Origin of the sequence: Geodermatophilus arenarius, assembly GCF_042654585.1 — a bacterium.
In the GTDB taxonomy this organism is placed as follows: domain Bacteria; phylum Actinomycetota; class Actinomycetes; order Mycobacteriales; family Geodermatophilaceae; genus Geodermatophilus; species Geodermatophilus arenarius.
Window position 1 is genome coordinate 1 of record NZ_JBHSGR010000004.1, and the last position, 25,062, is coordinate 25,062.

Sequence of the window (25,062 nt, forward strand, 5' to 3'; positions counted from 1 at the left end):
GGGGCGCGGGGGCTGCCGGGCGGGCGGCCACGGCGGGGCGGGCGGACCGGCCGGTGAGCCGGCGGCGGTCGGTCTCGTCTGCGGCGCCGAGCAGCGCGTCGCGGCGGCGGTCGGCGCGGCTGCGGCCGGGACCGGGCGTCGTCGGGTGGTCGCTCAGCTCCGCGGCGCCCGGGTCGACGCCGGGGCCGGGCCTCGTGGGCAGGTCGGGCAGGGGCGCGCTGGGGTGGTCGGTGCGGCGCCGGCCGCCTGCCACCGGGACTGACGGCCGGTCCGGTTGGTCACCGCCTGGTGCCGCGTGCCTGCCCACGGTCACCAAATCTAGAGGGCGGAGGAGCCCTTGCCCAGCAGGTGAGGCGAACGCCGCTGGCGCCGCGCGGTGCGCAGCCGGCGCAGGCGGCGGACGAGGAGGGGGTCGGCCTCGAGCGCGGCCGGGCGGTCGACCAGCGCGTTCAGGACCTGGTAGTAGCGGGTGGGCGGGAGGCCGAACCGCTCGCGGATCGCGGTCTCCTTCGCGCCGGGCTGGCGCCACCACTGCCGCTCGAAGGCCAGCATCTCGTGCTCGCGCCGGGTCAGGCCCGCGGGCTGCGCGGGGCCCTCACCGGACTCCGGGCCCCCCGGCGGGGAGACCGCGGGGTCGGGGTCGGGGGTCATGGTCGGGTCCGTTCGATCGGGGGGAAGCCGTCACCCACAACGGTAGGCCCGGGGGGTGACAGGCCACAGCCCGAGACGCGCGGTCAGGCCGCGGCGGGCACCTGCCCGGCGGCCGCCCTCCGGCCGGCGGCCCGGGCCGAGCGCAGGCTGTCCACGGTGAACACCGCCAGCGCCGCCCAGACGATCGCGAAGCCCGCCAGCCGCGCCGGGGGCATCGGCTCGTGGAACACGAAGACACCCAGTGCCAGCTGCATCAGCGGCGTGACGTACTGCAGCAGCCCGACGGTCGACAGCGGGATGCGCCGGGCGGCCGCGGCGAACAGCAGCAGCGGCACCGCCGTCGCGACGCCCGAGGCCGCGAGCAGCAGGAGGTGGCCGGCGCCCTCGGACCCCGCGGTCCCCCGCCCGGTGGCCTGCAGGACGGCGAGGAGCACCAGCGCCGGCAGGAAGGTCACCGCCGTCTCCACGAACAGGCCCGGCGCCGCCTCCACCCGCACCAGCTTCTTGAGCAGGCCGTAGCTGCCGAAGGTGGCGGCCAGCGCCAGGGCGATCCACGGCGGCCGGCCGTGGTCGACGGTCAGGACGACGACGGCCACCGCGGCCAGCCCGACCGCGGCCCACTGCAGCGGACGCAGCCGCTCGGCGAAGACGACGACGCCGAGCAGCACGCTGACCAGCGGGTTGATGAAGTAGCCGAGCGAGGTCTCGACGACGTGCCCGGAGTTGACGCCGTAGACGAAGACCAGCCAGTTGGCCGCGATGAGCACCGAGGCCCCGGCCAGGACCAGCAGCGTGCGGCGGTCGGTGACCGCCGCGCGGACCAGTGCCCACCGCCGCAGCACGGTCAGGAGGACGGCCACGAACAGCAGCGACCAGACGATGCGGTGGGCGACGATCTCCACCCCGCCGGCCGGCTCCAGCAGCGGGAAGTAGAGCGGGAAGACACCCCACAACCCGTAGGCGGCGAGTCCCGCTGCCGTGCCCGCCCGCCGCTCGTCCACGGCGGGCAACCGTACGCCGCGCCGCTACGTGGTCTGGATTACGTGGTCTGGATTACGTGGTCTGGATGTAGTCGACGAGGTGGTCCCGCTCCTCCTGCAGCTCGTCGAGGCGGGCCTTGACGACGTCGCCGATCGAGACGATCCCCAGCAGCCGGCCGTCCTCGACGACGGGCACGTGCCGGATGCGGTGGTCGGTCATCGTGCGGGCGAGGTCGTGCACCGAGGCGCCGGGCACGCAGGTGCGCACCTCGGCGGTCATCAGCGCCGACACCGGCCCGTCGAGGACCTCCGGCCCGGAGGCGTGCAGGGCGCGGACGACGTCGCGCTCGGAGACGATGCCGTCGACGGTGCCTCCCCCGCGGGAGACGACGAGTGCGCCGATGCGGTGCTCGGCGAGCAGGGCCAGGGCGGCACGGACGGGCCGGTCCGGCGCCACGGTGACGACGTCGGGGCCCTTGCGGCGGAGCAGCGAGGCGATCTGCACGGGAGCCCTCCCTCCCCTCGGGGGTCGCAGTGTCCACCCGCCGCCGTGCGGGGGGCAACGGCCCGGTCGGGACGGTCCGGTCCCGGTTCCCGGGGTGGACAGCGGGGCCTACCGTCGAGGCGTGCGCACCCAGCACGCCGCGCCCGCGACGTCCCGCCGCCCGACCGTCCTGCAGTGGCTCCGCTACGCCGTCGGGGGCGGGCTGCCCCGGGAGCTGTCGCCGTGGGTGCTGTCGGACACCACCCGGCCGGGATGGGTGCGCCGGCACGTCGCCCGCTCGCTGGTGCAGCTCGCCCCGCTGGTGGTGATCTGCCTGGTCGCCGTCCCCGTGGGGATGGGCTACCGGCTGACCGCGGCGGCCGGGGGGCTGATGGTCGGGCTGATGTACTCGCTGGCGTTCGTGGTGGAGACGACCGAGCACCGCGTGGCCAAGGCCGGCTACCCGGCCGGCACCGCCGCCCGGCTGCGCGAGGAGCGCGCCGAGCGGGCGCGGGCGGCCCGCGCCGAGCGGCACCACCCCTACCGCGTGGGCGGGGCGGGCAGCTTCGACTGAGCCGACGGGGGGACTCGAACCCCCAACCGCCCGATTACAAGTCGGGTGCGCTACCAGTTGCGCCACGCCGGCGGGACACGGGAACCGCTCCCGGCGTCAAGGATAGGGACCCCTCGGGGACGTCCGTCCCTGGACGGGCGACGACGGCCGCTGTGAGCGTGCCGCCGGTGTCCCTCGGGTCCGTCGACGACGTCGTCGGGCCGGTCGGCACGGCGCCGGTGGTGCCGGCGGCGGCCCGGGCCGGTGGACCCGCCGGGCGGGGCTCGCCGGGCCGGTGTGGTCCCTCCGCCTGGGCCGGGCGCTGTCCGCCGCCGTCCCGGCCGACGACACGGGTCGAGCCGACGCCCCCGCTGCCGATGCTGAGCGCGTGGCACCGATCGACGACCCGGCCGGGCTCCTGCCGCTGGACCGGACCCAGCTGGACGCGCTGCGCGAGCACCTCGACGCCGTCCTCTCGGCCGGGGACTGCGACCGGACCCACCGCGTTACCGACGCCTGGGCCGCCGGGCACGGCATCGCCCTCGACCGGCTGCACGAGGGGCTCGAGGAGTACGGCGGGTTCTGCGACTGCGAGGTCGTGATGAACGTCGACCCCGCTGCCGTCTTCGACCCTCAGGCGGCCGCCGGGCCCTCGCGCAGGTAGCCGGCCGGGTCGCTGCCGGGCAGCGGCCCCTCGGCCAGCCAGCGGGCGAAGCCGGCCGGGTCGCGGCGCTCGAGCTCGTCGAGGGCGTCCTGGCGGCGGCAGACGATCGACTGCCGCGCCGCCGGGTCCAGCCGGCCGGCCAGCGCGGCCGTCGTGCCGAGCCACTCGCGGCCCAGCGCCGCGGTCGTCAGGGTCGTCACCGGCGGCAGGGAGGTGACCGTCCCGACGGCCTCCCCCGGGCGGGCGCCGGCCACCGGCCGCTGCGGCGCCGGTGCGGCGAGCCGGCCGGGCGCCGGGGCGTCGTCGGGGGCGGCCGGCCGCACCGGGCGGCCGGTGTGCAGCAGCCACGACCCGAGCCCGCCGAGGAAGAGCACCGCACCGGCCAGGGCCGTCAGCGCCGGACCGCCCAGCGCCGCGGTGCCGGACAGGAACAGCAGCACGCCGATCGTGACCGCGCCGGCCCGCCAGGCCGCCTCCAGCGGGGTGTACCGCGGCGGCCGGCCGTCCTCGTGCGACTCGCGCGCCACGCCGCCGGCCAGGCAGGAGGTCACCACCGCGGCCAGCGCGACGGCGAGCAGCCCCGGGGGCCGCAGGGCGAGGCCGCCGACGACGGCGACCGCGGCGGCGGTGAGGGCGGCGAGGCCCACGAGCAGACGGGCGGGCAGACCGCGGGTGGACACGAGCAGCCTCCAGGAGCGCAGGCCGGGCAGCGGGGACCCGCCCGCTCCCAGGGGAGCGACCGGGGTCCCCCTCTACCCCGCGACGCTCCCGTCGCACACCGTGGTCGGCGTGTCGCGGGCGGCCGGGTCGCGGACGGCAGGATCGGCGGCCGTGGGGACCTCCGTCGTCGAGCTCGGCCCGCCGCTGGCCGTCGTCCTGGTGCTGCTCACCGTGCTGGCGGCGGCGGGTGGGCGGCTGTCCGGGCTGGGGCAGGAGCGGCCGGTCGTCGTCGCGGCGCTGCGGGCCACCGTCCAGCTGGCGGCGGTCTCGGCGGTGCTGCTGGTCGTCGTCCGCTCGCTGTGGCTGTCGGCGGCGTTCGTGCTGCTGATGGTCACCGTCGCGGCGGTCACGGCGGCAGGACGGGTCAGCGGCCTGCCGCTGCGGGCGCCCGGTGCCCCGCGCCGGGTGGGGTCCGCGGCCCTGGCGGTGGCCGGCGGCGCGGCACCGGTGGTCGCGCTGGTGCTGGCCAGCGGCACGGTGCCGCTGCGCGGCGAGGCGGTGATCCCGGTCGCGGGCATCCTGGTCGGCGGCGCGATGACGGCGACGTCGCTGGCCGGCCGGCGGCTGCGCGAGGAGCTGACCACCCGCCGCGGCGAGGTCGAGGCGGCCCTGGCGCTGGGCCTGCTCCCCCGCGACGCCGTCCTCGAGGTCGCCCGGCCCTCCGCCGCGACCGCCCTGCTGCCGCCGCTGGACCAGACCCGCACCGTCGGCCTCGTCACGCTGCCCGGCGCCTACGTCGGCGTGCTGCTCGGCGGGGGCGGCCCGCTGGCCGCCGGCGCCGCCCAGCTGCTGGTCCTGGTGGGTCTGCTGGCCGCCGAGGTGGCGGCGGTCTGGGTGGTCACCGAGCTGGTCGCACGGGGGCGGGTGCTGCCGGACCTCCCCCGCTGAGGACGCCCAGACACCTCACAGGCGCTGCGCAGGGCCCCGTCAGACGCCGCGCCGAGAGTGGTCCCCAGAGCGGCGGACGGCCGCCCAGGAGGAGGACCACAGCAGTGAACGGACACCCGTACCCGAACCCGGCGCAGCCGACCGGTGCGACCCCGGGCTGGACCCCGCCGCCGTCCGGCGACTCCTGGTACCCGCCGGCCGGCACCGCGACGGGCACCCTGCCGCCGCCGGCGCCCGCCCCCGCGCCGGCGCCGGAGAGGCGGCGGGCGGGCCGGCTGCGGATGGGCGTCGCCGGGCTGCTCGCCGGGGCCCTCGTCGGCGGCGGCGCCGGGGCCGGGGTCGTCGCCCTCACCTCCGGCGGCGGGAGCGGCGGCAGCGGGACGGCGGCCACGGCGCAGTCGGTGGTCATCACGGACCCGGAGAACGCGACCGCGGTGACCGCCGCGGCCGCCAAGGCCTCGCCCAGCGTCGTCACCGTCTACGTGACCAGCGGCTCGGGCTCGGGCAGCGGCTCGGGCGTGGTGCTCTCCGACGACGGCTACGTGCTCACCAACAACCACGTCGTCACGCTGGACGGCAGCACCGGGGACGCCGCCATCCAGGTGCGCACCTCCGACGGCACGCTCTACGACGCCACCGTCGTCGGCACCGACCCGACCTCGGACCTCGCCGTGATCCGGCTGCAGGGCGCCGGCGGGCTCACCGCGGCCACGTTCGCCGACTCCGACGACGTGCAGGTCGGGGACCTCGCCGTCGCGATCGGCGCGCCGCTCGGCCTGTCCGACACGGTGACCGACGGGATCGTCAGCGCCACCGACCGCGCGGTGGCCACCGGTTCCACCCGGGACGACGCCACCGTCATCGACGCGCTGCAGACCGACGCCGCCATCAACCCCGGCAACTCCGGCGGCGCGCTGGTCGACGCCTCCGGCGAGGTCATCGGCATCAACACCGCGATCGCCTCGGTGGCCTCGGGGGCGCCCGGCTCGGCGTCGCAGAGCGGCAGCATCGGCGTCGGGTTCGCCATCCCGAGCAACACCGCCCAGCGGATCGCCGAGGAGATCATCGACACCGGCTCGGCCACCCACGCCGTCCTCGGGGTGAACGCCCAGACCGCCGGCGGGACCGCCTCGTCCGAGGTGGGCACCGGCGCGCAGGTCGTGCAGGTGCAGCCCGGCGGGGCCGCCGCGGAGGCGGGCCTGCAGGCCGGCGACGTCGTCACCGCGGTCGGCGACCGGGCGGTGACCACCTCCACCGAGCTGACCGCCGCCATCCGCAGCTCGGCCCCCGGCACGCGGGTGCAGCTGACCGTGCAGCGCGACGGTGGGACGTCGACGGTCGAGGTCACCCTCGGCAGCAGCGCGGACTGACCCCTCCAGCCCGGGAAGGCACCCTCCCCCGCCTCTAGGCTGGGGAGGGTGTCGTCGTCTGTGAGCGCCCCGCTCGCCTCCTCGCTCGACGACCCGGAGCGCGCCGCCGGGCTGCGGCGGATGAAACGGCTGGCCACAGGGCTGTTCCTGCTCGCGGCGGCCGTCTTCCTCGCCTGCGTGCTGCTCGGCGACACCGCCGGGCCCTGGGTCGGGTACGTGCGGGCCACCGCCGAGGCCTCGATGGTCGGCGCGCTGGCCGACTGGTTCGCCGTCACCGCGCTGTTCCGGCACCCGCTGCGGCTGCCGATCCCGCACACGGCGATCATCCCGCGCAAGAAGGACCAGATCGGCGCGAGCCTGGGCACGTTCGTGCAGGAGAACTTCCTGACCCGCTCGGTCGTCGAGGAGAAGCTCGCCACCGTCGACGTCCCCGGCCGGCTCGGGACCTTCCTGGCGGCGCCCGGCCGCGCGGAGCGGCTGGCCGGCGACGCCGCCGCCGGGCTCACCGGCCTCACCGACCTGCTGCGCGACGACGACCTGCAGCAGGCCGTCTCCGGCCTGGTCGACCGCAAGCTGCACGCGACGCCGGCGGCGCCGGTGCTGGCCCGGGTCCTGGAGCTGGTGGTCGACGGGGACCGGCACCAGGAGGTCCTGTCGGCGGGCCTGCGCTACCTCGCCCGGTTCCTCGAGGAGAACCGGGTGGTGTTCCGCGCCCAGCTCGGGGACGCCTCCCCGTCGTGGGTGCCCAACTGGGTCGACGACCGGGTGTTCGACCGCGTGTTCGCGGGCGTGCAGGGCTTCCTGGAGGAGGTCGGCGCCGACCGCGACCACGAGCTGCGTCGGGTCTACGACGCCCGGCTGCGCGCCTACGTGCACGACCTGCGCACCGACCCCGACACCGCCGCCCGCGTCGAGGGGTTCAAGAAGGAGCTGCTCGACCACCCGGCGGTGCGCGCCTGGTCCTCGTCGCTGTGGACCAACGCGAAGACCTCGTTCCTCGCCGCCGCCGCAGACCCGGACTCCGAGCTGCGGTCCCGGGTGACCGGCATGATCGGCGACGCCGCCCGGCTGCTGCGGACCGACCCGCGGGTGCGCGAGCGGGTGCAGCAGCAGTCGGTGCGGGTCGCCGGCTACCTGGTGGAGCGCTTCGCCGGCGACCTCGCCGACGTCGTCGGCAGCACCGTCGCCCGCTGGGACACCGAGGAGACCAGCCGCCGCATCGAGCTGCAGGTGGGGCGGGACCTGCAGTTCATCCGCATCAACGGCACCGTCGTCGGCGGGCTGGCCGGGCTGGTCATCTACACCCTCGCCCAGCTGCTGGGCTGAGCTCAGACCAGCCGGAAGCCGCTCCACGCGAAACCCGGCGAGACGACACAGGTCACCAGCACCTCGTCCTCCGCCGGGGCGGTCGACTGCCGGGCGCCGGCGGGCACGAGCACCTGCGGGTGCGCCGCGTCCAGCACCGTGCGCTCGTCGCCCACGTGCAGCACCAGTGCGCCCGGCCCGTGCCAGAGCCACAGCTCGTCGGCGTCGACGGTGTGCGGCGCCGAGGACTCCCCCGGTGCGAGCAGGTAGAGGATCGCCGTCGCGGCCGGGCGGTCGCCGACCGCGGCCGGCGAGGTCCAGGTGCGCCGGTACCAGCCGCCCTCGGGGTGCGGCTCCAGCCCGAGCCGGATCGCGGTGGCCGCGACCGGCGAGCGGGGCCCGGAGGGTCCCCGAGGAGGGACGCGTCCGCCGGGGCTCACGGCGTCAGGGGGAGGGCACCCGGCCGCGGTGCGGTCCGGCAGGACCGCCGTGTCACCGTCGGGCCTGGGCGGCGGCGTAGAGGGCGATGGACGCCGCGACGCTCACGTTGAGCGACTCGGTGTCGCGGGCGATCGGGATGCGGACGACGACGTCGCAGCGCTCGCGCACCAGCCGCGACAGCCCCGCGCCCTCCGCGCCGACGACCAGCGCCACCGGGTCGGCGAGGCCGTCGTAGTCGGCGATGTCCACGTCACCGTCGCCGGCCAGGCCGACCGTCTGCAGGCCGGCGTCCTGGTAGGAGGCCAGCGCCCGGGCCAGGTTGACCGCGCGGGCCACCGGCAGCCGGGCGGCGGCGCCGGCGCTGGTGCGCCACGCCGAGGCGGTCATCCCGACCGCGCGCCGCTGCGGCACGACGACGCCGTGCGCGTCGAAGGCGGCCGCCGAGCGGACCACCGCGCCGAGGTTGCGCGGGTCGGTGACGCCGTCCATGGCCACGACCAGCGGCGGCCGGCCGGAGTCGCGGGCGACGTCGAGCAGGTCGTCGGGGTGCGCGTACTCGTAGGGCGGGACCTGCAGCCCGATCCCCTGGTGCAGCGCGTTGTTCGACATCCGGTCGAACTCGGCCTTGCCCACCTCGAGCAGCGGCAGGCCGCGGTCGCTGGCCATGTGCAGCGCCTCGGTGATCCGCTCGTCGGTCGCCGCCCGGGTGTCCCCGGTGACGACGTACAGCGCCGTCGCCGGGATCTGCGCGCGCAGCGCCTCGACGACGGGGTTGCGGCCGAGCAGCAGCTCCGGCGCCTCCTCGGCGCGCTGGCGGCTGCGGTCGCGCTCGGCCCGGCGGCGGGCGTCGGCCTGCGCGCGGCGCTGCGCCGGGTGGCCCGTGCGCTTCTCGGCGGGCGGGGTCGCCCCGCGGCCGGCCAGCGCGCGGCGGTTCTTGCCGCCGGTGCCGGCGGTGGCGCCCTTCTTGCCCGCGCCGCTCGTGCGGCCGCGGCGCTGGCTGTTTCCGGCCATCAGCGGGTCAGCTCCCATCGGGGTCCCTGCGGGGTGTCCTCGACCTGCACGCCGAGGGCGGTGAGCTGGTCGCGCAGCGCGTCGGCCGCCGCGTAGTCCTTCCGCGCGCGGGCGGCCTGCCGCTGCTCCAGCGCCAGCCGGACCAGGCCGTCGGTGACCTCCGCCAGCCGGCCGTCGGCGCCCCCGCCGGCCGCCCAGTGGGGGTCGAGCGGGTCCAGCCCCAGCACACCCAGCATGCCCCGCACGGCGCCGAGCGCGTCGGCCAGCGCGGCGTCGTCCCCCTCGGCCAGGGCGGTGTTGCCTGCGCGGACGACCTCGTGGACGACGGCGATCGCGGCCGGGGTGCCGAGGTCGTCGTCCATGGCCTCGCGGAACGCCGGCGGCAGGCCGGTGGCGGTGTCCCGGCCGGCCCGCTCCGCGGCGCGGTGCACGAACGACTCGATCCGCCGGTAGGCGGCGGCCGCCTCGGCCAGCGCGGCGTCGGTGAACTCGACGGTGGACCGGTAGTGCGGCGCCACCAGGTAGTACCGCAGCTCGACCGGGCGCACCCGGCGGACGACCTCGTCGACCAGCGCGGTGTTGCCCAGCGACTTGCTCATCTTCTCGCCGCCGAGGGTGACCCAGCCGTTGTGCATCCAGTACCGGGTGAACGGCAGGCCGGCGGCCATCGACTGGGCGCGCTCGTTCTCGTGGTGCGGGAAGCGCAGGTCCAGCCCGCCGCCGTGGATGTCGAACTCCGCGCCGAGGTAGCGCCCCGCCATCGCCGAGCACTCCAGGTGCCAGCCGGGCCGGCCCGGACCCCACGGGGTCGGCCAGCTCGCGGTCTCCGGCTCGCCGGGCTTGTGCGCCTTCCACAGCGCGAAGTCGCGGGGGTCGCGCTTGCGCTCGTCGGTGTCGGTGTCGGCGGCCGGCTGCAGGTCGGCCAGCGCCTGGCGGGTCAGCTCGCCGTAGCGGGGGAAGCTGCGGACGTCGAAGTAGGCGTCGCCGTCGACGGTGTAGGCGTGCCCGCGCTCCACCAGCCGCTCGACCAGCGCCACCATGTCCGTCACGTGCCCGGTCGCGCGCGGCTCGTAGGTGGGCGGCAGGACGCCGAGGGCGTCGTAGGCGCGGGTGCAGGCCAGCTCGTTGGTGTACGCCCAGGCCCACCACGGGACGCCGTGCTCGGCGGCCTTGACGAGGATCTTGTCGTCGATGTCGGTGACGTTGCGGACGTAGGTGACCTCGAGCCCGCTCGCGGTCAGCCAGCGGCGCAGCACGTCGAAGGCGACGGCGGCGCGCACGTGCCCGACGTGCGGCGGTCCCTGGACGGTGAGCCCGCAGACGTACACCGAGGCCTCGCCGGGACGCAGGGGCGTGAAGTCCCGGACCGCGCGCGCGGCCGTGTCGTACAGGCGGAGGCTCACTGCGGGGAGTCTACGGACCCCGTGCGCACGACCAGCGCCGTCGCGAGGGCGGCCCGGCCCTCGCCGCGGCCGACCAGCCCCAGCCCGTCGGTGGTGGTGGCGGTGACGCTCACCGGGGCGCCCAGCGCCGCCGACAGCGCCGCCTCCGCCTCCGCCCGGCGCGGGCCGAGCTTCGGCGTGGGCGCCACGAGCTGCACCGCCGCGTTGCCGACCCGCCACCCGGCGGCGGCCAGGGTCTCCCGCACGTGCTCGAGGACGGCGACGCCGCGGGCGCCGGCCCAGCGCGGGTCGTCGGTGCCGAGCAGCCCGCCGATGTCGCCGAGACCGGCCGCGGACAGCACCGCGTCGGTCAGGGCGTGCGCGGCGACGTCGCCGTCGGAGTGCCCGGCGCAGCCGTCGGCGCCGGGCCACCGCAGCCCGGCCAGCCAGCACTCCCGGCCGGCCTCGACCGGGTGCACGTCGACGCCGAGGCCGACGCGCGGGAGGTCGTCGCTCACCGGGTGGCCTGCAGCGCGGCCAGGTGCAGGTCGTGCGGCACGGTGACCTTCGCGGCGCGCTCGTCGCCGGCGACGGTGGTCACCGGCACGCCGGCGGCCCGCACGACGGCGGCGTCGTCGGTGAGCGCTGCGGCGTCCACGAGGGCGTCCACGAGGGCGTCGTCCAGGGCGGCGTAGGCGGCCACCAGGACGGCGCGGTCGAAGCCCTGCGGCGTCTGCACCCGCCGCAGCACCGCGCGGGGCACGGCCTCGGTGACCGTGCCGGCCGCGTCGACGACGACGGTGGTGTCCACGACCGGCAGCACCGGGACGACGGCGGGCACGCCGGCGGCCAGCGCCGCCAGCACGCGGGCCACCACGTCCGGCGGGGTCAGCGGGCGGGCGGCGTCGTGCACGAGGACGGCGTCGGCGTGGGGGCCGGCGGCCGACAGCGCGGCGCGGACCGAGGCGGTGCGGGTGGCGCCGCCGTCGACCAGCGCGACGCTGCCGGGCAGGACGGCGGCGAAGGCGTCGCGCTCGGCCGCGGGCACGGCGACGACGACCTCGTCGACGCCACCGGCCAGCAGCGTGTCGACCGCCCAGGAGACCAGCGGGCGGCCGGCCAGCTCGACGAGCGCCTTGGGCTTGTCCGCCCCCAGACGCGAACCACTCCCGGCCGCTGCGACGATGCCGACAGCGGACACGGGAGTGGTCCGGGAGAGCGAGGGTGCAGGGGTCAGCTGGCGAGGACCTCGTCGAGCAGCACCTCGGCCTTGTCCTCGTTGGTCCCCTCGGCGAGCGCGAGCTCGCTGACCAGGATCTGGCGGGCCTTGGACAGCATCCGCTTCTCGCCGGCGGAGAGGCCGCGGTCCTTGTCGCGGCGCCACAGGTCGCGGACGACCTCGGCCACCTTGTTGACGTCGCCGGAGGCCAGCTTCTCGAGGTTGGCCTTGTAGCGGCGCGACCAGTTGGTCGGCTCCTCGGTGTGCGGGGCCCGCAGGACCTCGAACACGCGGTTGAGCCCGTCCTGACCGACGACGTCACGGACGCCGACGATCTCTGCGTTGTCGGCCGGCACGCGCACGGTGAGGTCGCCCTGGGCGACCTTCAGCACGAGGTAGGCCTTCTCTTCGCCCTTGATGACCCGCGTCTCGATCGCCTCGATCAGAGCGGCACCGTGGTGCGGGTAGACGACGGTCTCGCCGACAGTGAAGCCCATGTGTGTGTGACCCCTTTCGCTGCACCCAGGTTAGCACGGCACACTGACGGCCGGAACGGTCGGCCGGTGGATATCCGCAGGTCAGAGGCCTGATGAAGTACTGGGGAGGGGTTGACAGGGCGTGGTCGGTGTGCCTGCACGGGCCTCGTGGGGCGCCTCCGTCCGCGCGCTCGTCCTGGCCACGCACGCGCCGCCGGCGGTCGCGGTCACCGTCGTGGCGACCCTCCTCGCGGTCACCGCGCAGGTGTCCCCGGGGCGCACGGTGCTCGTGGGACTGGCCGTCCTCGCAGGTCAGGCGTCCATCGGGTGGAGCAACGACTGGCTCGACGCCGACCGTGACCGCGCCGTCGCGCGGGCCGACAAGCCGGTCGTGCAGGGCGCCGTGGCCCCCGCCACGCTGCGCGGGGCGGCCCTCGGCGCGGCCGGCGCGGCCGTCGTCCTGTCCCTGGCACTCGGCTGGGTGCCGGGACTGCTGCTGCTGGTGCTGGTGGCCAGCGGTTGGGCCTACAACGCGGGTCTGAAGCGCACGGTGGCCTCCGGGCTCCCCTACGTCACCGGTTTCGGCGCCCTGCCCGCCGGGGTGGTGGCCGCGGCGCCGGGCGTCCCGGCCGCGCCGTGGTGGCTGCCGGCCGCCGGCGCGGCGCTGGGCGCGGCGGCCCACCTCGCCAACGTGGCCCCCGACATCGCCGACGACCTGGCGACCGGGGTGCGCGGTCTGCCGCACCGGCTGGGTCCCCGCGTGTCGGCGGTGGTGGGTGCACTGCTGCTCGGGACGGCGTCGCTGGTGCTCGTGCTCGGCCCGGCCGGCCCGCCCGCGTGGTGGGGCTGGGCGGGGCTGGTGCTGGCGGTGCCCGCGGTCGCCGTCGCCGCCCTGGCCGGGACGGCGCCCTTCCGCCGGCTGGCCTTCCCCGCGGTGATGCTGTTGACCGTGCTCGACGTGGTGCTGCTGCTGGCGGGCGGGGCCGCGCTCACCTGAGCGCGGCCCCGCCGTCGGTCACTTCCTGCCGTTGCCGTTCCCGTTTCCGTTGCCGTTGCCGTTGCCGTTGCCGTTGCCGCCGCCGTTGCCCTGGCCGTGGCCGTTGCCGCCGGTCGAGGTGGTGGCGACGGGCTCCTCGGGCGCGGGCGCCGGGGTCACGGCCTCCTGCTCCCCGGTCGCCGGCTCCTCGGTGACGGGCTCGGTGACCGGCTGGGTCTCCGGCTGCTCGGTCACGGTGCCCTGGCGGGCCTCCTGGCGGGCCGTGTTGCGAGCGTGCGCCGCGGCGCTGACGTCAGGGCCGACCTTGGTGCCGGACGCCCGGCTCGCCGCGACGATCGCGTGCACGAGGTGACCGAAGGACCGCCCCTCGTCGACGCCGGCGAGCGGGTCGTCCTCGGGGGTCGTGGGCTCGGTGGCGGGCTCCTCCTCGGCGCCGTACCCGGTGCCGTCCCCGGTGCCCCCGTCGGTGGAGGCGTCGCCCTCCCCGCCGGTCGGGTCCTCGGTGGCGGTGCCGTCGGTGGCGGTGCCGTCGGTGGCGGTGCCGTCGGTGGCGGTGTCGTCGGTGGCGGTGCCGTCGGTGGCGGTGCCGTCGGTGGCGGTGCCGTCGGTGGTCTCGCTGCTCTCGACGAGGGCGGGGGCGGAGTCCTCGGGCAGGACGACGGCGGCGGTGGTGCCCGCGGTCAGGGCGACCGCGACCGCCCCACCGGCGACGGCGGCCTTGGCGACCGCGGAGAGCGCGGCGAACTTGACGGCGAGGGAGGTGGTGAACACGTGGGGTCTCTTCCGTGAGGCCCGGGCGGGGTGCCCGGTCGTCCGCGTGGACGGGTCCGACTGGTCGGTGAGCAGACCGGTCGCCAGCAGCTCGGCCAGGGCCGCGTTCGGGCGGCCCGGCGCGGTGGCGGAGGACCGGACCGCGTCGGTGAACGCGGCCAGGTACTGCGCGCCCTCGGGCACGGGCCGGCCGGCGAGGCAGGCCGCGAGGGCCTGCTCGGCGGTCCGGGCGTCGGCTGGCGTGGTCATCTCGCCCCCGTCATCGCCGGACGGGCCCGCAGGGGTGCGCGGCCCGTCGTCGTCTCCCTCGTCGGGGTGGGCCCGGCCGGCTCCAGCTCCTCGCGCAGCCGGCGCAGGCCGCGCCGCTGCAGCGCCTTGACCGAGGCCACGGAGCGGCCGATCACCGCGGCGACCTGCTCGACGGTGAGGTCGGCCAGGACCCGCAGCAGCAGGACCGAGCGCTGGTCCTCGGGGAGGCCGGCGCACAGCCGGTGCACCGTCTCGGCGCCCAGCCGGGCCAGGACGTCGTCCTCCACGTCCCCGCCGGCGACCTCGGGGAGCAGGTCCGCGCCCCCGTCGGCGAGCTGCGGGCGGCGGCTGCGCCGGCGCAGGTCGTCGACCAGCCGCCGGTGGGCGATGGTGAACACCCACGACCGCAGCCCCGCCTCGTCGCCGGTGAAGCCGGACAGCCCGCGGAAGACCGCGAGGAACGTCTCGCTGGCCAGGTCGTCGGGGTCCGGGGCGCCGTGCAGCCGCAGGTAGCCGGTGACCACCGGGGACAGGTCCCGGTACAGCACCTCGAAGGCCCACGCGGCGCCCGTCCGGGCCGCCGCGAGGACGTCGTCGAACGCGGCTCCGACCGCCATCCGCACCTCCCGTGCCGTCCCCGTGCAGGGGAGGCATCGGCAGGCCCGACGCGGAACTGGACCGTCCGTCCCCCGATCAGGGGGCGGCGGTGCCCCGGGCGGCCTCCTGCTCGACCACGATCGGCAGGTCCTCGACCGGTCCAGGCCCTGCAGCGGACGGCGCATCCGCCGGTTGCCGGCCAGCCGCTCGCGGTCGCGCTCGAGGAAGGCCCAGCAGCCGGCGGTGTAGGAGGGGCAGGCGTCCTCGCCGCGGCGGCCGCGGCCCTCCGCCCACCGGGCGACCCCGGCCTGGCTGCTCACGGAGCCGCGCGCGGCGAGCACCTGCACGCCGGGGCGGCGCAGGACGTGGTCGCGGCTGCTCCACGTGGTGGGCGCGCAGGCGCTCAGCGGCTCGTCGTGGCGGTCCGGGGCCTCGGCGCAGGTGGTGACCTGGTGGACGTCGCCCCGGTCCCCCAGCTCGGCGGCCCGGTGGCGCAGCGCGGACAGCACGAGGTGGGCCTCCTGCCGGTGGAACCGGCGGCGGGCGGACACCGCCTCCGACTCCACCGGGAGCACCGGCCGGCCGGGCGCGTCGAGGAGGTGCGGGCCGGGCTGGTCGGCGGAGGTCCACCGGCGCGTACCGGGCGACCGTTCGGGGAAGTCAGCGAGGGCCGGGTCGCGCGGCTCGCCTCCGGCGCCGGGTCCTGGGCGCCCCATCGGCCTCACCTCCCGGCGGACGTGGTGGGTGGACCGTTAGGCTCGGCGCGACTCGGGCCATCGAGACGCACGGTGGCCGGCTGCTGTTTCCCCCGTGGAGGTCGACCGCTGTGAACCGCGCGCTGCGCGCCGCCGTGATGGGTGCCCTCGTCCTCAGCCCGGTCGCGCTCGGCGCCTGCAGCGCCGGCCAGGTCTCGCAGACCGGCACCCAGGACCGCGACAAGGTCGGCCCCCAGGCGCAGGTGGAGGACATCCTGCTGCGCCAGATCCTGCTGGCTCCGCCGGAGAACGGCCGCTACGAGGAGGGCGACGACGCCGAGCTGATCGTCACGATCGTCAACGCCTCGAACTCCGACGACACCCTCACCGGCATCGAGGGCGAGGGCTTCGGCGGCGTGCTGGTGTCGGCGACCGGCCCGACCCCCTCGCCGTCGTCGCCCGCCGGCAGCTCCCCCACGGCCACCCCGACGCCGGGCAGCACCGGCGCCACCCCGGGTGCGTCGCCCTCCGCCGGCTCCACGGCGAGCACCCGGGTGTCGCTCGACATCCCGGCCGACACCGCGCTGTACATCGGGCGCGAGGACGGCGCGACGGTCACGCTGCAGGACCTCAGCGAGGAGCTGACGGCCGGGCAGACCCTGACGCTCACCCTGTCCTTCGAGCAGGCCGGCGACATCACCACGCAGGTGCTGGTGGCCGGTCCCGACGAGGAGATCGACCGCGGCGAGGCGTTCGACTTCGAGGAGGGCCTCGAGCCGGAGAACCCGGAGAGCGAGGAGGACACCCAGGCCGAGTAGCCGGCCTGGAGTGACCGGACCGGAGTGACCCGTCCGGCCTCCCCGGGAGTGTCGGTACCCCCACCTACCGTGGCGGCGTGCCCTCTGGAGTGAAGTCCGCCCGTCCCGCCCACCGCTGCACCGAGTGCGGCTTCTCGTCGGCGAAGTGGATGGGCAAGTGCCCGGAGTGCCAGGCCTGGGGCACGCTGCAGGAGGTCGGACCCGCCGCGCCGGCACTGCGCTCGGTCGCCGCCGGCCCGGTCACCGCGCCCGCCCGGCCGATCGCCCAGGTCCAGCTCGACGGCGCGCGGGCGGTGCCCACCGGCATCGCCGAGTTCGACCGCGTCCTCGGCGGCGGCCTGGTGCCCGGCGCGGTGGTCCTCGTCGCCGGTGAGCCCGGCGTCGGCAAGTCCACGCTGCTGCTCGAGGTCGCCCACCGGGTGGCGGAGTCCAACGGGCCCACGCTGGTGGTCTCGGGCGAGGAGTCCGCCGCGCAGGTGCGGCTGCGCGCCGAGCGGATCGGCGCGCTGCACGACCGGCTGTACCTCGCCGCCGAGACCGAGCTGTCGGCCGTCCTCGCCCACGTCGAGCAGGTGGCGCCCTCGCTGCTGGTGCTCGATAGCGTGCAGACCGTCCGCTCCTCCGCGGTCGAGGGCACCGACGGCGGCGCCACCCAGGTCCGCTCGGTGGCCACCGCGCTCACCGCCGTCGCCAAGTCCCGCGGGATGACGACGATCCTCGTCGGCCACGTCACCAAGGACGGCGCGATCGCCGGGCCCCGGGCGCTGGAGCACCTGGTCGACGTCGTCGTGTCCTTCGACGGCGAGCGGCACTCCACGCTGCGCCTGGTGCGCGCCACCAAGAACCGGTTCGGCCCGGCCGACGAGATCGGCTGCTTCGAGATCGGCGACGGCGGGGTGGTCGGGGTGCCCGACCCGTCGCACCTGTTCGTCTCGCGGCGCACCGCGTCGGTGCCCGGCAGTTGCGTCACGGTGACCATGGAGGGCAGCCGGCCGCTGCTGGCCGAGGTGCAGGCCCTCGTCGCCACCAACACCGGCGGCGGCTCGCCGCGGCGGGCGGTCAGCGGGCTGGACTCCCAGCGCGTGGCGATGGTCAATGCCGTCGTCGAGCGGCGCGGCGGCGTCCGGCTGGCCGACGCCGACGTGTTCGCCGCCTCCGTCGGCGGCGTGAAGATCGCCGAGCCGGCGGCCGACCTCGCGCTCGCGCTGGCCATCGCCTCGGCGTCGCGGGACACCCCGCTGCCGGAGGGGATGATCGCGCTGGGCGAGGTGGGTCTGTCCGGTGAGATCCGGCGGGTCGGCGGCACCGGACGGCGGCTGGCCGAGGCCGCCCGCCAGGGTTACCGGCTCGCGCTGGTCCCGCCGGACGCCGGCCAGGCCCCCAAGGGCATCCGGCTCATGGAGGTGCCCGACCTGGGAGCGGCGCTCGCCGGGCTCTTCCCCGGGTGAGCCCGCTCACCACCCCCCGCTCACGACCGGCAGGTCGGCGTGCCACGTAGACTCAGGCGCCGTACCACGACGACGTCAGGAGCGCCCGTGCCCCCCGCTGTGGACTCCGAGGTCGCCCTGCGCGAACTGCTCGGCCGCATCGCCCCGGGGACCGCGTTGCGCGACGGCCTGGAGCGCATCCTGGCCGGCCGCACCGGCGCCCTGATCGTGCTCGGCTACGACCGGGTGGTGGAGTCCATCTGCACCGGCGGGTTCGCCCTGGACGTCGCGCTGTCGGCCACCCGGCTGCGCGAGCTGGCCAAGATGGACGGCGCGGTGATCCTGTCCTCCGACGGGCTGCGCATCGTCCGGGCCGGCGTGCACCTGATGCCCGACCCGACCGTGCCCACCGAGGAGTCGGGCACCCGGCACCGCACCGCCGAGCGGGTGGCCGTGCAGACCGGGTTCCCGGTGATCTCGGTCAGCCAGTCGATGCACATCATCAGCGTCTACGTGGCCGGCCGGCGCTACACGCTCGAGCACCCGACGACGATCCTCGCCCGCGCCAACCAGGCCCTCGCCGCGCTGGAGCGGTACAAGCTGCGCCTCGACGAGGTCGCGAGCACCCTCTCGGCGCTGGAGATCGAGGACCTGGTCACCGTCCGCGACGCGATGAGCGTCAGCCAGCGGCTGGAGATGGTCCGGCGGATCGCCGACGAGATCGAGGGCTTCGTCGTCGAGCTGGGCACCGACGGCCGGCTGCTGGCCCTGCAGCTCGACGAGATGCTCGCCGGCGTCGAGGAGGACCGCGCGCTGCTGGTGCGCGACTACCTGCCCGCCGCGGGCACCCGCCGGCCGCGCACCATCGAGGACGTGCTCGCCGAGCTGCGGGCGCTGTCGGCCACCGAGCTGCTGGACCTGTCCGCCGTCTCGCGCTGCTACGGGCTGCCCACCTCGGCCGACGCGCTGGACTCCCCCGTCAGCCCGCGCGGCTACCGGCTGCTGGCCCGGGTGCCGCGGCTGCCCGCGGCGATCATCGACCGGCTGGTCGACCACTTCGGCGGCCTGCAGAAGCTGCTGGCCGCCACCATCGAGGACCTGCTCGCCGTCGAGGGCGTCGGTGAGGCCCGTGCCCGGGGCATCCGCGAGGGCCTGTCCCGGCTGGCCGAGACCTCGATCCTCGACCGCTACAGCTGAGCGGGGCGCACCACCGGCGACGTGCCGGAACGGCCTCCCCGCCGGGGCCCGCCGCGAGCCTGCGAGCGGTGGGGGCAGGGACGTCCCTCGTCAGGTGATGGTGAGGACGGCGTCCGGGCTGGTCTCGGTGTCCAGCCGGGCGCGCAGCACGTACTGACCCGGGGCCACCGGCACGCGCTCGGCGGTGCAGGTCGGCTCGCTGGTCAGGCCGGTCCAGACCAGCGGGAACACCACCTGCTCACCGGGCTGCAGCGTGCGGGTGTCGCTGCTGGTCTCGGGTCGGCAGTCGTTGCTGCCCCACAGCCGGGTGCCGGCCGCGTCGAGCAGCACCATCTCCTGCAGCTGCTTGTCCAGCACGCGGGTGCACGGCACCGCGGCGGTGTTGGTGACGACGAGCTCCAGCGTCGGCGAGGACCCGGAGGCGACCGTGCCCGGCGTGCGCACCTCCAGCGCGACCACGTCGTCGCCGCACGGGGCGCCGGCCTCCTGCACCGGGGCGGCAGGCGCCGGGGGCGGTGCGGGCGTCGGGGTGGGTGGCGGGGTGGGGGTCTGCACGCTGGCCAGCGACGGGAGGACCCGGTCGAGTGCGGGCGGCTCCGCGGCGGCCGGCGCCGTCGACGCCGCCTCCGACGTGCCGGCGGCCGAGGCCGAGCCCTCCGGGCCGCCGCCCAGCAGCGCCACCCCGAGCCAGCTCCCGCCGCCGAGGACGGCGACGAGCAGGAGGAGCACGAGCAGCCGCCGTCGCCAGTAGACGGAGGCCGGCAGGGGCCCGACCGGGTGCAGCACGAAGGCGACCGTAGTCGGCGGCCGCCGGCCGTCCCGACAGGGCACGCCGCGGTCCGGGCCGGGCACACTGGACCCCCGTGAGCAGCACCGCCGGACTCGGGGACGCCCTCGTCGACTGGTACGACACGGCGGCCCGCGACCTGCCGTGGCGGCGGCCCGGCGTGGACCCGTGGGCGGTGCTGGTCAGCGAGGTGATGCTGCAGCAGACGCCGGTGGCGCGGGTCGAGCCGGTGTGGCGCGCCTGGACGGAGCGCTGGCCCACCCCGGCCGCGCTGGCCGCCGCGTCGCCGGCCGAGGTGATCCGCGCCTGGGGCAAGCTCGGCTACCCGCGGCGGGCGCTGCGGCTGCGGGAGACCGCCGTCGCCCTCACCGAGCGGCACGGAGGCGCCGTCCCGGCCGACGTGGCGGCCCTGGAGGCGCTGCCGGGCATCGGGACGTACACGGCCCGGGCGGTGGCCTGCTTCGGCCACGGGAGGCCACAGCCGGTCGTGGACACCAACGTGCGGCGGGTGGTGGCCCGGCTGGTGCACGGCCGCGCCGAGGCCGGGACCGCCCGCGCCTCCGACCTGACCGACGTCGCGGCGCTGGCGCCGGCGGACCGGGAGCGGGCGTGCCGGTTCTCGGTGGCGGCCATGGAGCTCGGCGCGCTGGTCTGCGTGGCCCGCACACCGCGGTGCGGGGTCTGCCCGGTGCGGGACCGGTGCGCCTGGCGGCTGGCCGGCTGTCCGGCCGCCGAGGGGCCGCCGAGGCGGGTGCAGCGGTTCGCGGGGACCGACCGGCAGGTCCGCGGGCGGCTGCTCGACGTCCTGCGCGCCGCCGACGGTCCGGTGCCCGCCCCGGCCCTGGACGCAGCCTGGGACGACGCGGTGCAGCGGTCCCGGTGCCTGGACTCCCTGCTGGCCGACGGACTGGTCGAGCAGACCGACGACGGCCTCTTCCGACTCCCCCACTGACCGGACCCGCGACGCCTCGCGCCGCCCGGACCCGCTCGCGCGACGACCCCGCGGCACGGTTCACCGTGGCCCGTGCGGCTGCCCGGGGACCTCACCGCCCGACCCCTGACCAGGGACGACGCCCGTGCCGTGCACGAGGTGACGGCCGCGCAGGAGCTGCACGACGTCGGCGTCGTCCTGATCGAGGAGGCCGACGTCGTCGGGGACTGGCAGCGCCCCGGCTCCGACGTACCGGCCGGCACGCTCGGCGTCTTCGACGGCGGCCGGCTGGTCGCCTACGCGGAGGTCTCGGGCGAGGGACGCGGGGGTGCCGCCGTGCACCCGCGGTACCGCGGACGAGGCATCGGGACGGCACTGGCCGCCTGGACCCGGCGACTGGCAGGCGAGCGCGGCGCCCCGGTCCTCGGCATCACCGTGCCGCAGGGCTCCCCCGCGGACGTCCTGCTGGAGCGCCTCGGCCACCACGTCCGGTAGACCTCGTGGCTGCTGGAGCTCCCCGGGGACAGGCGGATCGGGACCCGGCCCCTGCCGGACGGGTACTCCCTCCGGACGGCGGACGGCGAGGCGGACCACCGGGCCGCCTGGGCGGTGGTCGAGGACGCCTTCCTCGAGTGGTCGCAGCGGGACCGGCGGTCGTTCGACGACTTCGCCGCGACGACCGTGCGCCGGCCCGGGTTCGAGCCGTGGCACCTCCGGGTCGTCGTGGACCCGCGTGGCGACGTGGTCGGCGCCTGCTTCCTGGTCACCGGTGGCGCGGACGGCTGCGTCGACGAGCTCGCGGCGCGCCGGGACCGGCGCGGACTCGGGCTGGCCCGGGCCCTCCTCGCGGACGCCTTCGCCGACGCCCGCCGGCACGGCGCCACGCGCTGCGAACTGTCCACCGACTCCCGCACCGGCGCCCTCGGCCTGTACGAGCGGGTCGGGATGGTCGTCACCGGCACCTGGGTGCACCGCGCCGTGGACCTCGGCCCGGTCGCCGTCCCCCGCTGACCCGATCACGTCCCCCGGCGACGACACACGACGGCACCGGCGGTCACCTCGCCGTCCACCGGCGTCCGCACCGGGTGGTCGCCCGGGAGCCACCCTCGACCCCTGGGACGCGGCAGGGGCCGCCTCCCTCGCGGGAGACGGCCCCTGTCGGTGGAGCTACCTGCTCACTCCTTGCGGAGCGACGGGCCCTGGGTGCCGTCCTCGTCGTCGCCGACGGTCAGCGCCACCGGCGGCGTGTCGGGCAGGTCGATCGGCTTGGTCTCGCCGCGGAAGGTGAACTTCGCGGCGGTGCCCTCGCCCTCGACGTCCACCACGACGATCTGACCGGCGGTCAGCTCCCCGTAGAGGATCTTCTCCGACAGCGCGTCCTCGATCTCGCGCTGGATGGTCCGGCGCAGCGGCCGGGCGCCCAGCACGGGGTCGAACCCGCGGGCCGCCAGGAGCTTCTTGGCCTCCTGGGTGACCTCGAGCGACATGTCCTTGTTGCTCAGCTGGCTCTCCACGCGGGCGAGCATCAGGTCGACGATCTGGATGATCTCGGCCTCGGTCAGCTGGTGGAACACGACGATGTCGTCGATGCGGTTGAGGAACTCAGGCCGGAAGTGCTGCTTGAGCTCGTCGTGGACCTTCGTCTTCATGCGCTCGTAGTTCGACTGGTCGTCGTTCCCGGCCTGGAAGCCGAGGCCGACCGCCTTGGAGATGTCCCGCGTACCGAGGTTGGTCGTGAGGATCAGGATCGTGTTCTTGAAGTCCACGATCCGGCCCTGACCGTCGGTGAGGCGGCCGTCCTCCAGCACCTGCAGCAGCGTGTTGAAGACGTCGGCGTGGGCCTTCTCGATCTCGTCGAAGAGGACCACCGAGAACGGCTTGCGCCGCACCTTCTCGGTCAGCTGGCCACCCTCGTCGTAACCGACGTAGCCGGGAGGGGCACCGACGAGCCGCGACACGGTGAACCGGTCGTGGAACTCGCCCATGTCGATCTGGATGAGCGCGTCGTCCTCGCCGAACAGGAAGTTGGCGAGCGCCTTGGCGAGCTCGGTCTTACCGACACCCGAGGGGCCGGCGAAGATGAACGAGCCACCGGGGCGACGCGGGTCCTTGAGGCCCGCGCGGGTGCGCCGGATCGCCTGGCTGACGCTCTTGATGGCCTCTTCCTGGCCGATGATCCGCTTGTGGAGCTCGTCCTCCATGCGGAGCAGACGGGTCGTCTCCTCCTCGGTGAGCTTGAAGACGGGGATGCCGGTCCAGTTGGCCAGCACCTCGGCGATCTGCTCGTCGTCGACCTCGGCGACGACGTCCATGTCGCCGGCCTTCCACGCCTTCTCCCGCTCGGCCTTCTCGGCCAGGAGGGTCTTCTCCTTGTCGCGCAGCGACGCGGCCTTCTCGAAGTCCTGCGCGTCGATCGCGGACTCCTTCTCGCGGCGGATGCCGGCGATCCGGTCGTCGAACTCGCGCAGGTCCGGCGGGGCGGTCATCCGCTTGATCCGCATCCGGGCGCCGGCCTCGTCGATCAGGTCGATCGCCTTGTCCGGCAGGAAGCGGTCGGAGATGTACCGGTCGGCCAGCGTGGCGGCGGCGACGAGGGCGCCGTCGGTGATGCTGATCCGGTGGTGCGCCTCGTAGCGGTCGCGCAGGCCCTTGAGGATCTCGATCGTGTGGGTGAGCGTCGGCTCGCCCACCTGGATCGGCTGGAAGCGGCGCTCGAGCGCGGCGTCCTTCTCCAGGTGCTTGCGGTACTCGTCGAGCGTGGTGGCGCCGATGGTCTGCAGCTCGCCGCGGGCCAGCATCGGCTTGAGGATGCTGGCGGCGTCGATCGCGCCCTCGGCGGCACCGGCACCGACGAGGGTGTGGATCTCGTCGATGAACAGGATGATGTCGCCGCGGGTGCGGATCTCCTTGAGCACCTTCTTGAGGCGCTCCTCGAAGTCACCGCGGTAGCGCGACCCGGCGACCAGGGCGCCGAGGTCGAGGGTGTAGAGCTGCTTGTCCTTCAGCGTCTCGGGGACCTCGCCCTTGACGATCGCCTGGGCCAGGCCCTCGACGACGGCGGTCTTGCCGACGCCGGGCTCGCCGATGAGGACGGGGTTGTTCTTGGTCCGCCGCGAGAGGACCTGCATGACCCGCTCGATCTCCTTGGCCCGCCCGATGACCGGGTCGAGCTTGGAGTCGCGCGCGGCCTGCGTCAGGTTGCGGCCGAACTGGTCGAGCACCAGCGACGTCGACGGCGTGCCCTCCGAGGGACCGCCGGCCGAGGCCGGCTCCTTGCCCTGGTAGCCGGAGAGCAGCTGGATGACCTGCTGGCGGACGCGGTTGAGGTCGGCGCCCAGCTTCACGAGGACCTGGGCGGCCACGCCCTCGCCCTCGCGGATCAGGCCGAGCAGGATGTGCTCGGTGCCGATGTAGTTGTGGCCGAGCTGCAGCGCCTCGCGCAGGGACAGCTCGAGCACCTTCTTCGCCCGCGGGGTGAAGGGGATGTGCCCGGACGGGGCCTGCTGGCCCTGGCCGATGATCTCCTCGACCTGCTGGCGGACACCCTCGAGCGAGATGCCGAGCGATTCGAGGGCCTTGGCAGCGACGCCCTCACCCTCGTGGATCAGGCCCAGGAGGATGTGCTCGGTGCCGATGTAGTTGTGGTTGAGCATCCTGGCCTCTTCCTGCGCCAGGACGACCACCCGTCGGGCTCGGTCGGTGAACCGTTCGAACATCTGCTGCTTCTCCTCTGACCGGCTGGTCCGGCACGTCCCTCCCCACGAGCGGGGAGGAGCACCCGACGTCCGTCGGCGCGCTGGGGCACCGGTCGTTCCACTGTAGTCACGGACCACGCCGTCCCGTCGGCGGCGACCGGCGGTGCGGTGGGTGGCTCGCCCGGTCCAACCGATGGTGGCGGGCCGGTGTTCCGGCGGGGTTACGCCGACAGCGGACGGCGCGTCACCCGGGGACGCCGACGGCCCGGCCCCCGCGCGGGGACCGGGCCGTCGGTGACGTGCTGGAACGGCCCCTCGCAGGGGCCCACCCCGGGCGGCGCGAGGGGTGGGAGGGGCCTTCCGTCAGTGGGCGGCCTCGTAGGCCTCGACGACGCTGGCCGGGATGCGGCCGCGGTCGCTGACGTTGTGACCGTTCTTCCGGGCCCAGTCGCGGATCGCACCGGCCTGCTCGCGGTCCATCCGGCCGCCGCCACCGGTGGCCCGGGACCGGCCGGCACCGGAGGCCCGGCCGCCGCCACGGCCGACCTTGCGGGCGGCCTGCACGTACCGGGAGAAGGCGTTGCGCAGTTCCTCCGCGTTCTTCTCGGACAGGTCGATCTCGTAGTTCGTGCCGTCGAGCGAGAAACTCACCGTCTCGTCCGCGGGGAGGTCCTCGTCGAGGTCGTCACTCAGGATCACCTGGACCTTGCGCGCCATTCCGCTTTCCTCACTCCCTCTCGGCCCCCGTGGCCGG

Annotated in this window: 28 protein-coding genes and 1 tRNA gene; 12 read left to right on the top strand and 17 right to left on the bottom strand. The window is 76.1% G+C overall.

What is annotated here, in order from left to right:
• From ACFO3M_RS04910 to ACFO3M_RS04925, 4 genes are all read right to left on the bottom strand, one after another.
• Window positions 1-253, bottom strand: a 253-nt coding sequence (locus ACFO3M_RS04910) for a hypothetical protein (protein ID WP_387987097.1), incomplete at its 3' end; no start/stop codon positions are given.
• A 65-nt stretch (window positions 254-318) separates the two neighbouring features.
• Window positions 319-651: a DUF3263 domain-containing protein gene (locus ACFO3M_RS04915; RefSeq protein ID WP_387987099.1), complete on the bottom strand. Its 333-nt coding sequence runs from the start codon at window positions 649-651 to the stop codon at window positions 319-321.
• Window positions 652-734: 83 nt separating this feature from the next.
• Complete coding sequence (gene rarD / locus ACFO3M_RS04920) at window positions 735-1,652, bottom strand: EamA family transporter RarD (RefSeq protein WP_387987102.1); 918 nt, start codon at window positions 1,650-1,652, stop codon at window positions 735-737.
• Between the two features lie 52 nt (window positions 1,653-1,704).
• Entirely contained in the window at window positions 1,705-2,136 is a 432-nt protein-coding gene (locus ACFO3M_RS04925; RefSeq protein ID WP_387987105.1) for a CBS domain-containing protein, read from the bottom strand.
• 121 nt (window positions 2,137-2,257) lie between these two features.
• Here ACFO3M_RS04925 and ACFO3M_RS04930 point away from each other — a divergent pair, with 121 nt between their 5' ends.
• On the top strand, window positions 2,258-2,689 hold the full coding sequence (locus ACFO3M_RS04930) for a DUF5313 family protein (protein ID WP_387987108.1): 432 nt from the start codon (window positions 2,258-2,260) through the stop codon (window positions 2,687-2,689).
• Here ACFO3M_RS04930 and ACFO3M_RS04935 read toward each other — a convergent pair.
• Window positions 2,689-2,761, bottom strand: a tRNA-Thr gene (locus tag ACFO3M_RS04935). The genes ACFO3M_RS04930 and ACFO3M_RS04935 overlap by 1 nt on opposite strands.
• Window positions 2,762-3,056: 295 nt before the next feature.
• Here ACFO3M_RS04935 and ACFO3M_RS04940 point away from each other — a divergent pair.
• Window positions 3,057-3,332: a DUF2695 domain-containing protein gene (locus tag ACFO3M_RS04940; protein ID WP_387987111.1), complete on the top strand. Its 276-nt coding sequence runs from the start codon at window positions 3,057-3,059 to the stop codon at window positions 3,330-3,332.
• Here the strand turns inward: ACFO3M_RS04940 and ACFO3M_RS04945 are convergent.
• Entirely contained in the window at window positions 3,302-4,012 is a 711-nt protein-coding gene (locus tag ACFO3M_RS04945; protein ID WP_387987113.1) for a hypothetical protein, read from the bottom strand. The two genes, ACFO3M_RS04940 and ACFO3M_RS04945, sit on opposite strands and share 31 nt — an antisense overlap.
• 151 nt (window positions 4,013-4,163) lie before the next feature.
• Here ACFO3M_RS04945 and ACFO3M_RS04950 point away from each other — a divergent pair, with 151 nt between their 5' ends.
• From ACFO3M_RS04950 to ACFO3M_RS04960, 3 genes are all read left to right on the top strand, one after another.
• Window positions 4,164-4,940 carry an ABC transporter permease gene (locus ACFO3M_RS04950; RefSeq protein ID WP_387987115.1) on the top strand — a complete coding sequence of 259 codons (777 nt, stop codon included), beginning with the start codon at window positions 4,164-4,166 and terminating at the stop codon, window positions 4,938-4,940.
• A gap of 104 nt (window positions 4,941-5,044) precedes the next feature.
• Complete coding sequence (locus ACFO3M_RS04955) at window positions 5,045-6,310, top strand: S1C family serine protease (RefSeq protein ID WP_387987118.1); 1,266 nt, start codon at window positions 5,045-5,047, stop codon at window positions 6,308-6,310.
• Between the two features lie 60 nt (window positions 6,311-6,370).
• The gene (locus tag ACFO3M_RS04960) at window positions 6,371-7,636 is read left to right on the top strand and encodes a DUF445 domain-containing protein (RefSeq protein WP_387987121.1); all 1,266 of its coding nucleotides are present in this window, start codon (window positions 6,371-6,373) and stop codon (window positions 7,634-7,636) included.
• Between the two features lie 2 nt (window positions 7,637-7,638).
• Here ACFO3M_RS04960 and ACFO3M_RS04965 read toward each other — a convergent pair whose 3' ends face one another.
• The 6 genes from ACFO3M_RS04965 to ACFO3M_RS04990 are packed head-to-tail and all read right to left on the bottom strand — an operon-like array spanning window position 7,639 to window position 12,165.
• A complete protein-coding gene (locus ACFO3M_RS04965; RefSeq protein ID WP_387987123.1) occupies window positions 7,639-8,055 on the bottom strand; it encodes a cupin domain-containing protein in 417 nt (138 codons plus the stop codon).
• 52 nt (window positions 8,056-8,107) lie between these two features.
• Window positions 8,108-9,067, bottom strand: coding sequence for a 23S rRNA (guanosine(2251)-2'-O)-methyltransferase RlmB (gene rlmB / locus ACFO3M_RS04970; RefSeq protein ID WP_387987126.1), 960 nt, complete (start codon window positions 9,065-9,067; stop codon window positions 8,108-8,110).
• On the bottom strand, window positions 9,067-10,470 hold the full coding sequence (gene cysS / locus ACFO3M_RS04975) for a cysteine--tRNA ligase (protein WP_387987129.1): 1,404 nt from the start codon (window positions 10,468-10,470) through the stop codon (window positions 9,067-9,069). Before cysS ends, rlmB begins: the two co-directional genes overlap by 1 nt.
• The gene (gene ispF, locus ACFO3M_RS04980) at window positions 10,467-10,967 is read right to left on the bottom strand and encodes a 2-C-methyl-D-erythritol 2,4-cyclodiphosphate synthase (protein ID WP_387987131.1); all 501 of its coding nucleotides are present in this window, start codon (window positions 10,965-10,967) and stop codon (window positions 10,467-10,469) included. The genes cysS and ispF overlap by 4 nt, the downstream gene beginning before the upstream one ends.
• Window positions 10,964-11,650, bottom strand: coding sequence for a 2-C-methyl-D-erythritol 4-phosphate cytidylyltransferase (gene ispD / locus ACFO3M_RS04985; RefSeq protein WP_387987133.1), 687 nt, complete (start codon window positions 11,648-11,650; stop codon window positions 10,964-10,966). Before ispD ends, ispF begins: the two co-directional genes overlap by 4 nt.
• Before the next feature lie 32 nt (window positions 11,651-11,682).
• Window positions 11,683-12,165: a CarD family transcriptional regulator gene (locus ACFO3M_RS04990; RefSeq protein WP_073418385.1), complete on the bottom strand. Its 483-nt coding sequence runs from the start codon at window positions 12,163-12,165 to the stop codon at window positions 11,683-11,685.
• A gap of 130 nt (window positions 12,166-12,295) precedes the next feature.
• On the opposite strand from ACFO3M_RS04990, the gene ACFO3M_RS04995 reads away from it, so the two are divergent.
• Window positions 12,296-13,141, top strand: coding sequence for a UbiA family prenyltransferase (locus ACFO3M_RS04995; protein WP_387987137.1), 846 nt, complete (start codon window positions 12,296-12,298; stop codon window positions 13,139-13,141).
• Between the two features lie 18 nt (window positions 13,142-13,159).
• On the opposite strand, the gene ACFO3M_RS05000 is transcribed toward ACFO3M_RS04995, so the two are convergent.
• Window positions 13,160-14,161 carry a hypothetical protein gene (locus ACFO3M_RS05000; protein ID WP_387987140.1) on the bottom strand — a complete coding sequence of 334 codons (1,002 nt, stop codon included), beginning with the start codon at window positions 14,159-14,161 and terminating at the stop codon, window positions 13,160-13,162.
• Window positions 14,158-15,474, bottom strand: a complete 1,317-nt coding sequence (locus ACFO3M_RS05005; RefSeq protein WP_387987143.1) for a sigma-70 family RNA polymerase sigma factor — start codon at window positions 15,472-15,474, stop codon at window positions 14,158-14,160. The genes ACFO3M_RS05000 and ACFO3M_RS05005 overlap by 4 nt, the downstream gene beginning before the upstream one ends.
• Before the next feature lie 110 nt (window positions 15,475-15,584).
• Between ACFO3M_RS05005 and ACFO3M_RS05010 the strand changes: the two genes are divergently transcribed.
• The 3 genes from ACFO3M_RS05010 (at window position 15,585) to disA (ending at window position 18,895) form a co-directional block, all read left to right on the top strand.
• Window positions 15,585-16,271 (top strand): copper chaperone PCu(A)C domain-containing protein, encoded by a 687-nt coding sequence (locus ACFO3M_RS05010; RefSeq protein ID WP_387987146.1) that lies wholly within the window; start codon window positions 15,585-15,587, stop codon window positions 16,269-16,271.
• A gap of 77 nt (window positions 16,272-16,348) precedes the next feature.
• The gene (gene radA, locus ACFO3M_RS05015) at window positions 16,349-17,719 is read left to right on the top strand and encodes a DNA repair protein RadA (protein ID WP_387987149.1); all 1,371 of its coding nucleotides are present in this window, start codon (window positions 16,349-16,351) and stop codon (window positions 17,717-17,719) included.
• Between the two features lie 87 nt (window positions 17,720-17,806).
• A complete protein-coding gene (gene disA, locus ACFO3M_RS05020; protein WP_387987151.1) occupies window positions 17,807-18,895 on the top strand; it encodes a DNA integrity scanning diadenylate cyclase DisA in 1,089 nt (362 codons plus the stop codon).
• A 90-nt stretch (window positions 18,896-18,985) separates the two neighbouring features.
• On the opposite strand, the gene ACFO3M_RS05025 is transcribed toward disA, so the two are convergent.
• Window positions 18,986-19,681: a MucR family transcriptional regulator gene (locus tag ACFO3M_RS05025; protein ID WP_387987154.1), complete on the bottom strand. Its 696-nt coding sequence runs from the start codon at window positions 19,679-19,681 to the stop codon at window positions 18,986-18,988.
• Window positions 19,682-19,758: 77 nt separating this feature from the next.
• Between ACFO3M_RS05025 and ACFO3M_RS05030 the strand changes: the two genes are divergently transcribed.
• The 3 genes from ACFO3M_RS05030 (at window position 19,759) to ACFO3M_RS05040 (ending at window position 21,624) form a co-directional block, all read left to right on the top strand.
• The gene (locus tag ACFO3M_RS05030; RefSeq protein WP_387987157.1) at window positions 19,759-20,634 is read left to right on the top strand and encodes an HhH-GPD family protein; all 876 of its coding nucleotides are present in this window, start codon (window positions 19,759-19,761) and stop codon (window positions 20,632-20,634) included.
• Between the two features lie 72 nt (window positions 20,635-20,706).
• Window positions 20,707-21,108: a GNAT family N-acetyltransferase gene (locus ACFO3M_RS05035; RefSeq protein WP_387987159.1), complete on the top strand. Its 402-nt coding sequence runs from the start codon at window positions 20,707-20,709 to the stop codon at window positions 21,106-21,108.
• Window positions 21,109-21,222: 114 nt separating this feature from the next.
• Window positions 21,223-21,624, top strand: coding sequence for a GNAT family N-acetyltransferase (locus tag ACFO3M_RS05040; protein ID WP_387987162.1), 402 nt, complete (start codon window positions 21,223-21,225; stop codon window positions 21,622-21,624).
• A 164-nt stretch (window positions 21,625-21,788) separates the two neighbouring features.
• Here ACFO3M_RS05040 and ACFO3M_RS05045 read toward each other — a convergent pair whose 3' ends face one another.
• Both ACFO3M_RS05045 and ACFO3M_RS05050 read right to left on the bottom strand, forming a co-directional pair.
• On the bottom strand, window positions 21,789-24,329 hold the full coding sequence (locus ACFO3M_RS05045) for an ATP-dependent Clp protease ATP-binding subunit (RefSeq protein WP_387987164.1): 2,541 nt from the start codon (window positions 24,327-24,329) through the stop codon (window positions 21,789-21,791).
• Between the two features lie 342 nt (window positions 24,330-24,671).
• On the bottom strand, window positions 24,672-25,025 hold the full coding sequence (locus tag ACFO3M_RS05050) for a histone-like nucleoid-structuring protein Lsr2 (protein WP_387987167.1): 354 nt from the start codon (window positions 25,023-25,025) through the stop codon (window positions 24,672-24,674).
• Window positions 25,026-25,062: the final 37 nt, after the last annotated feature.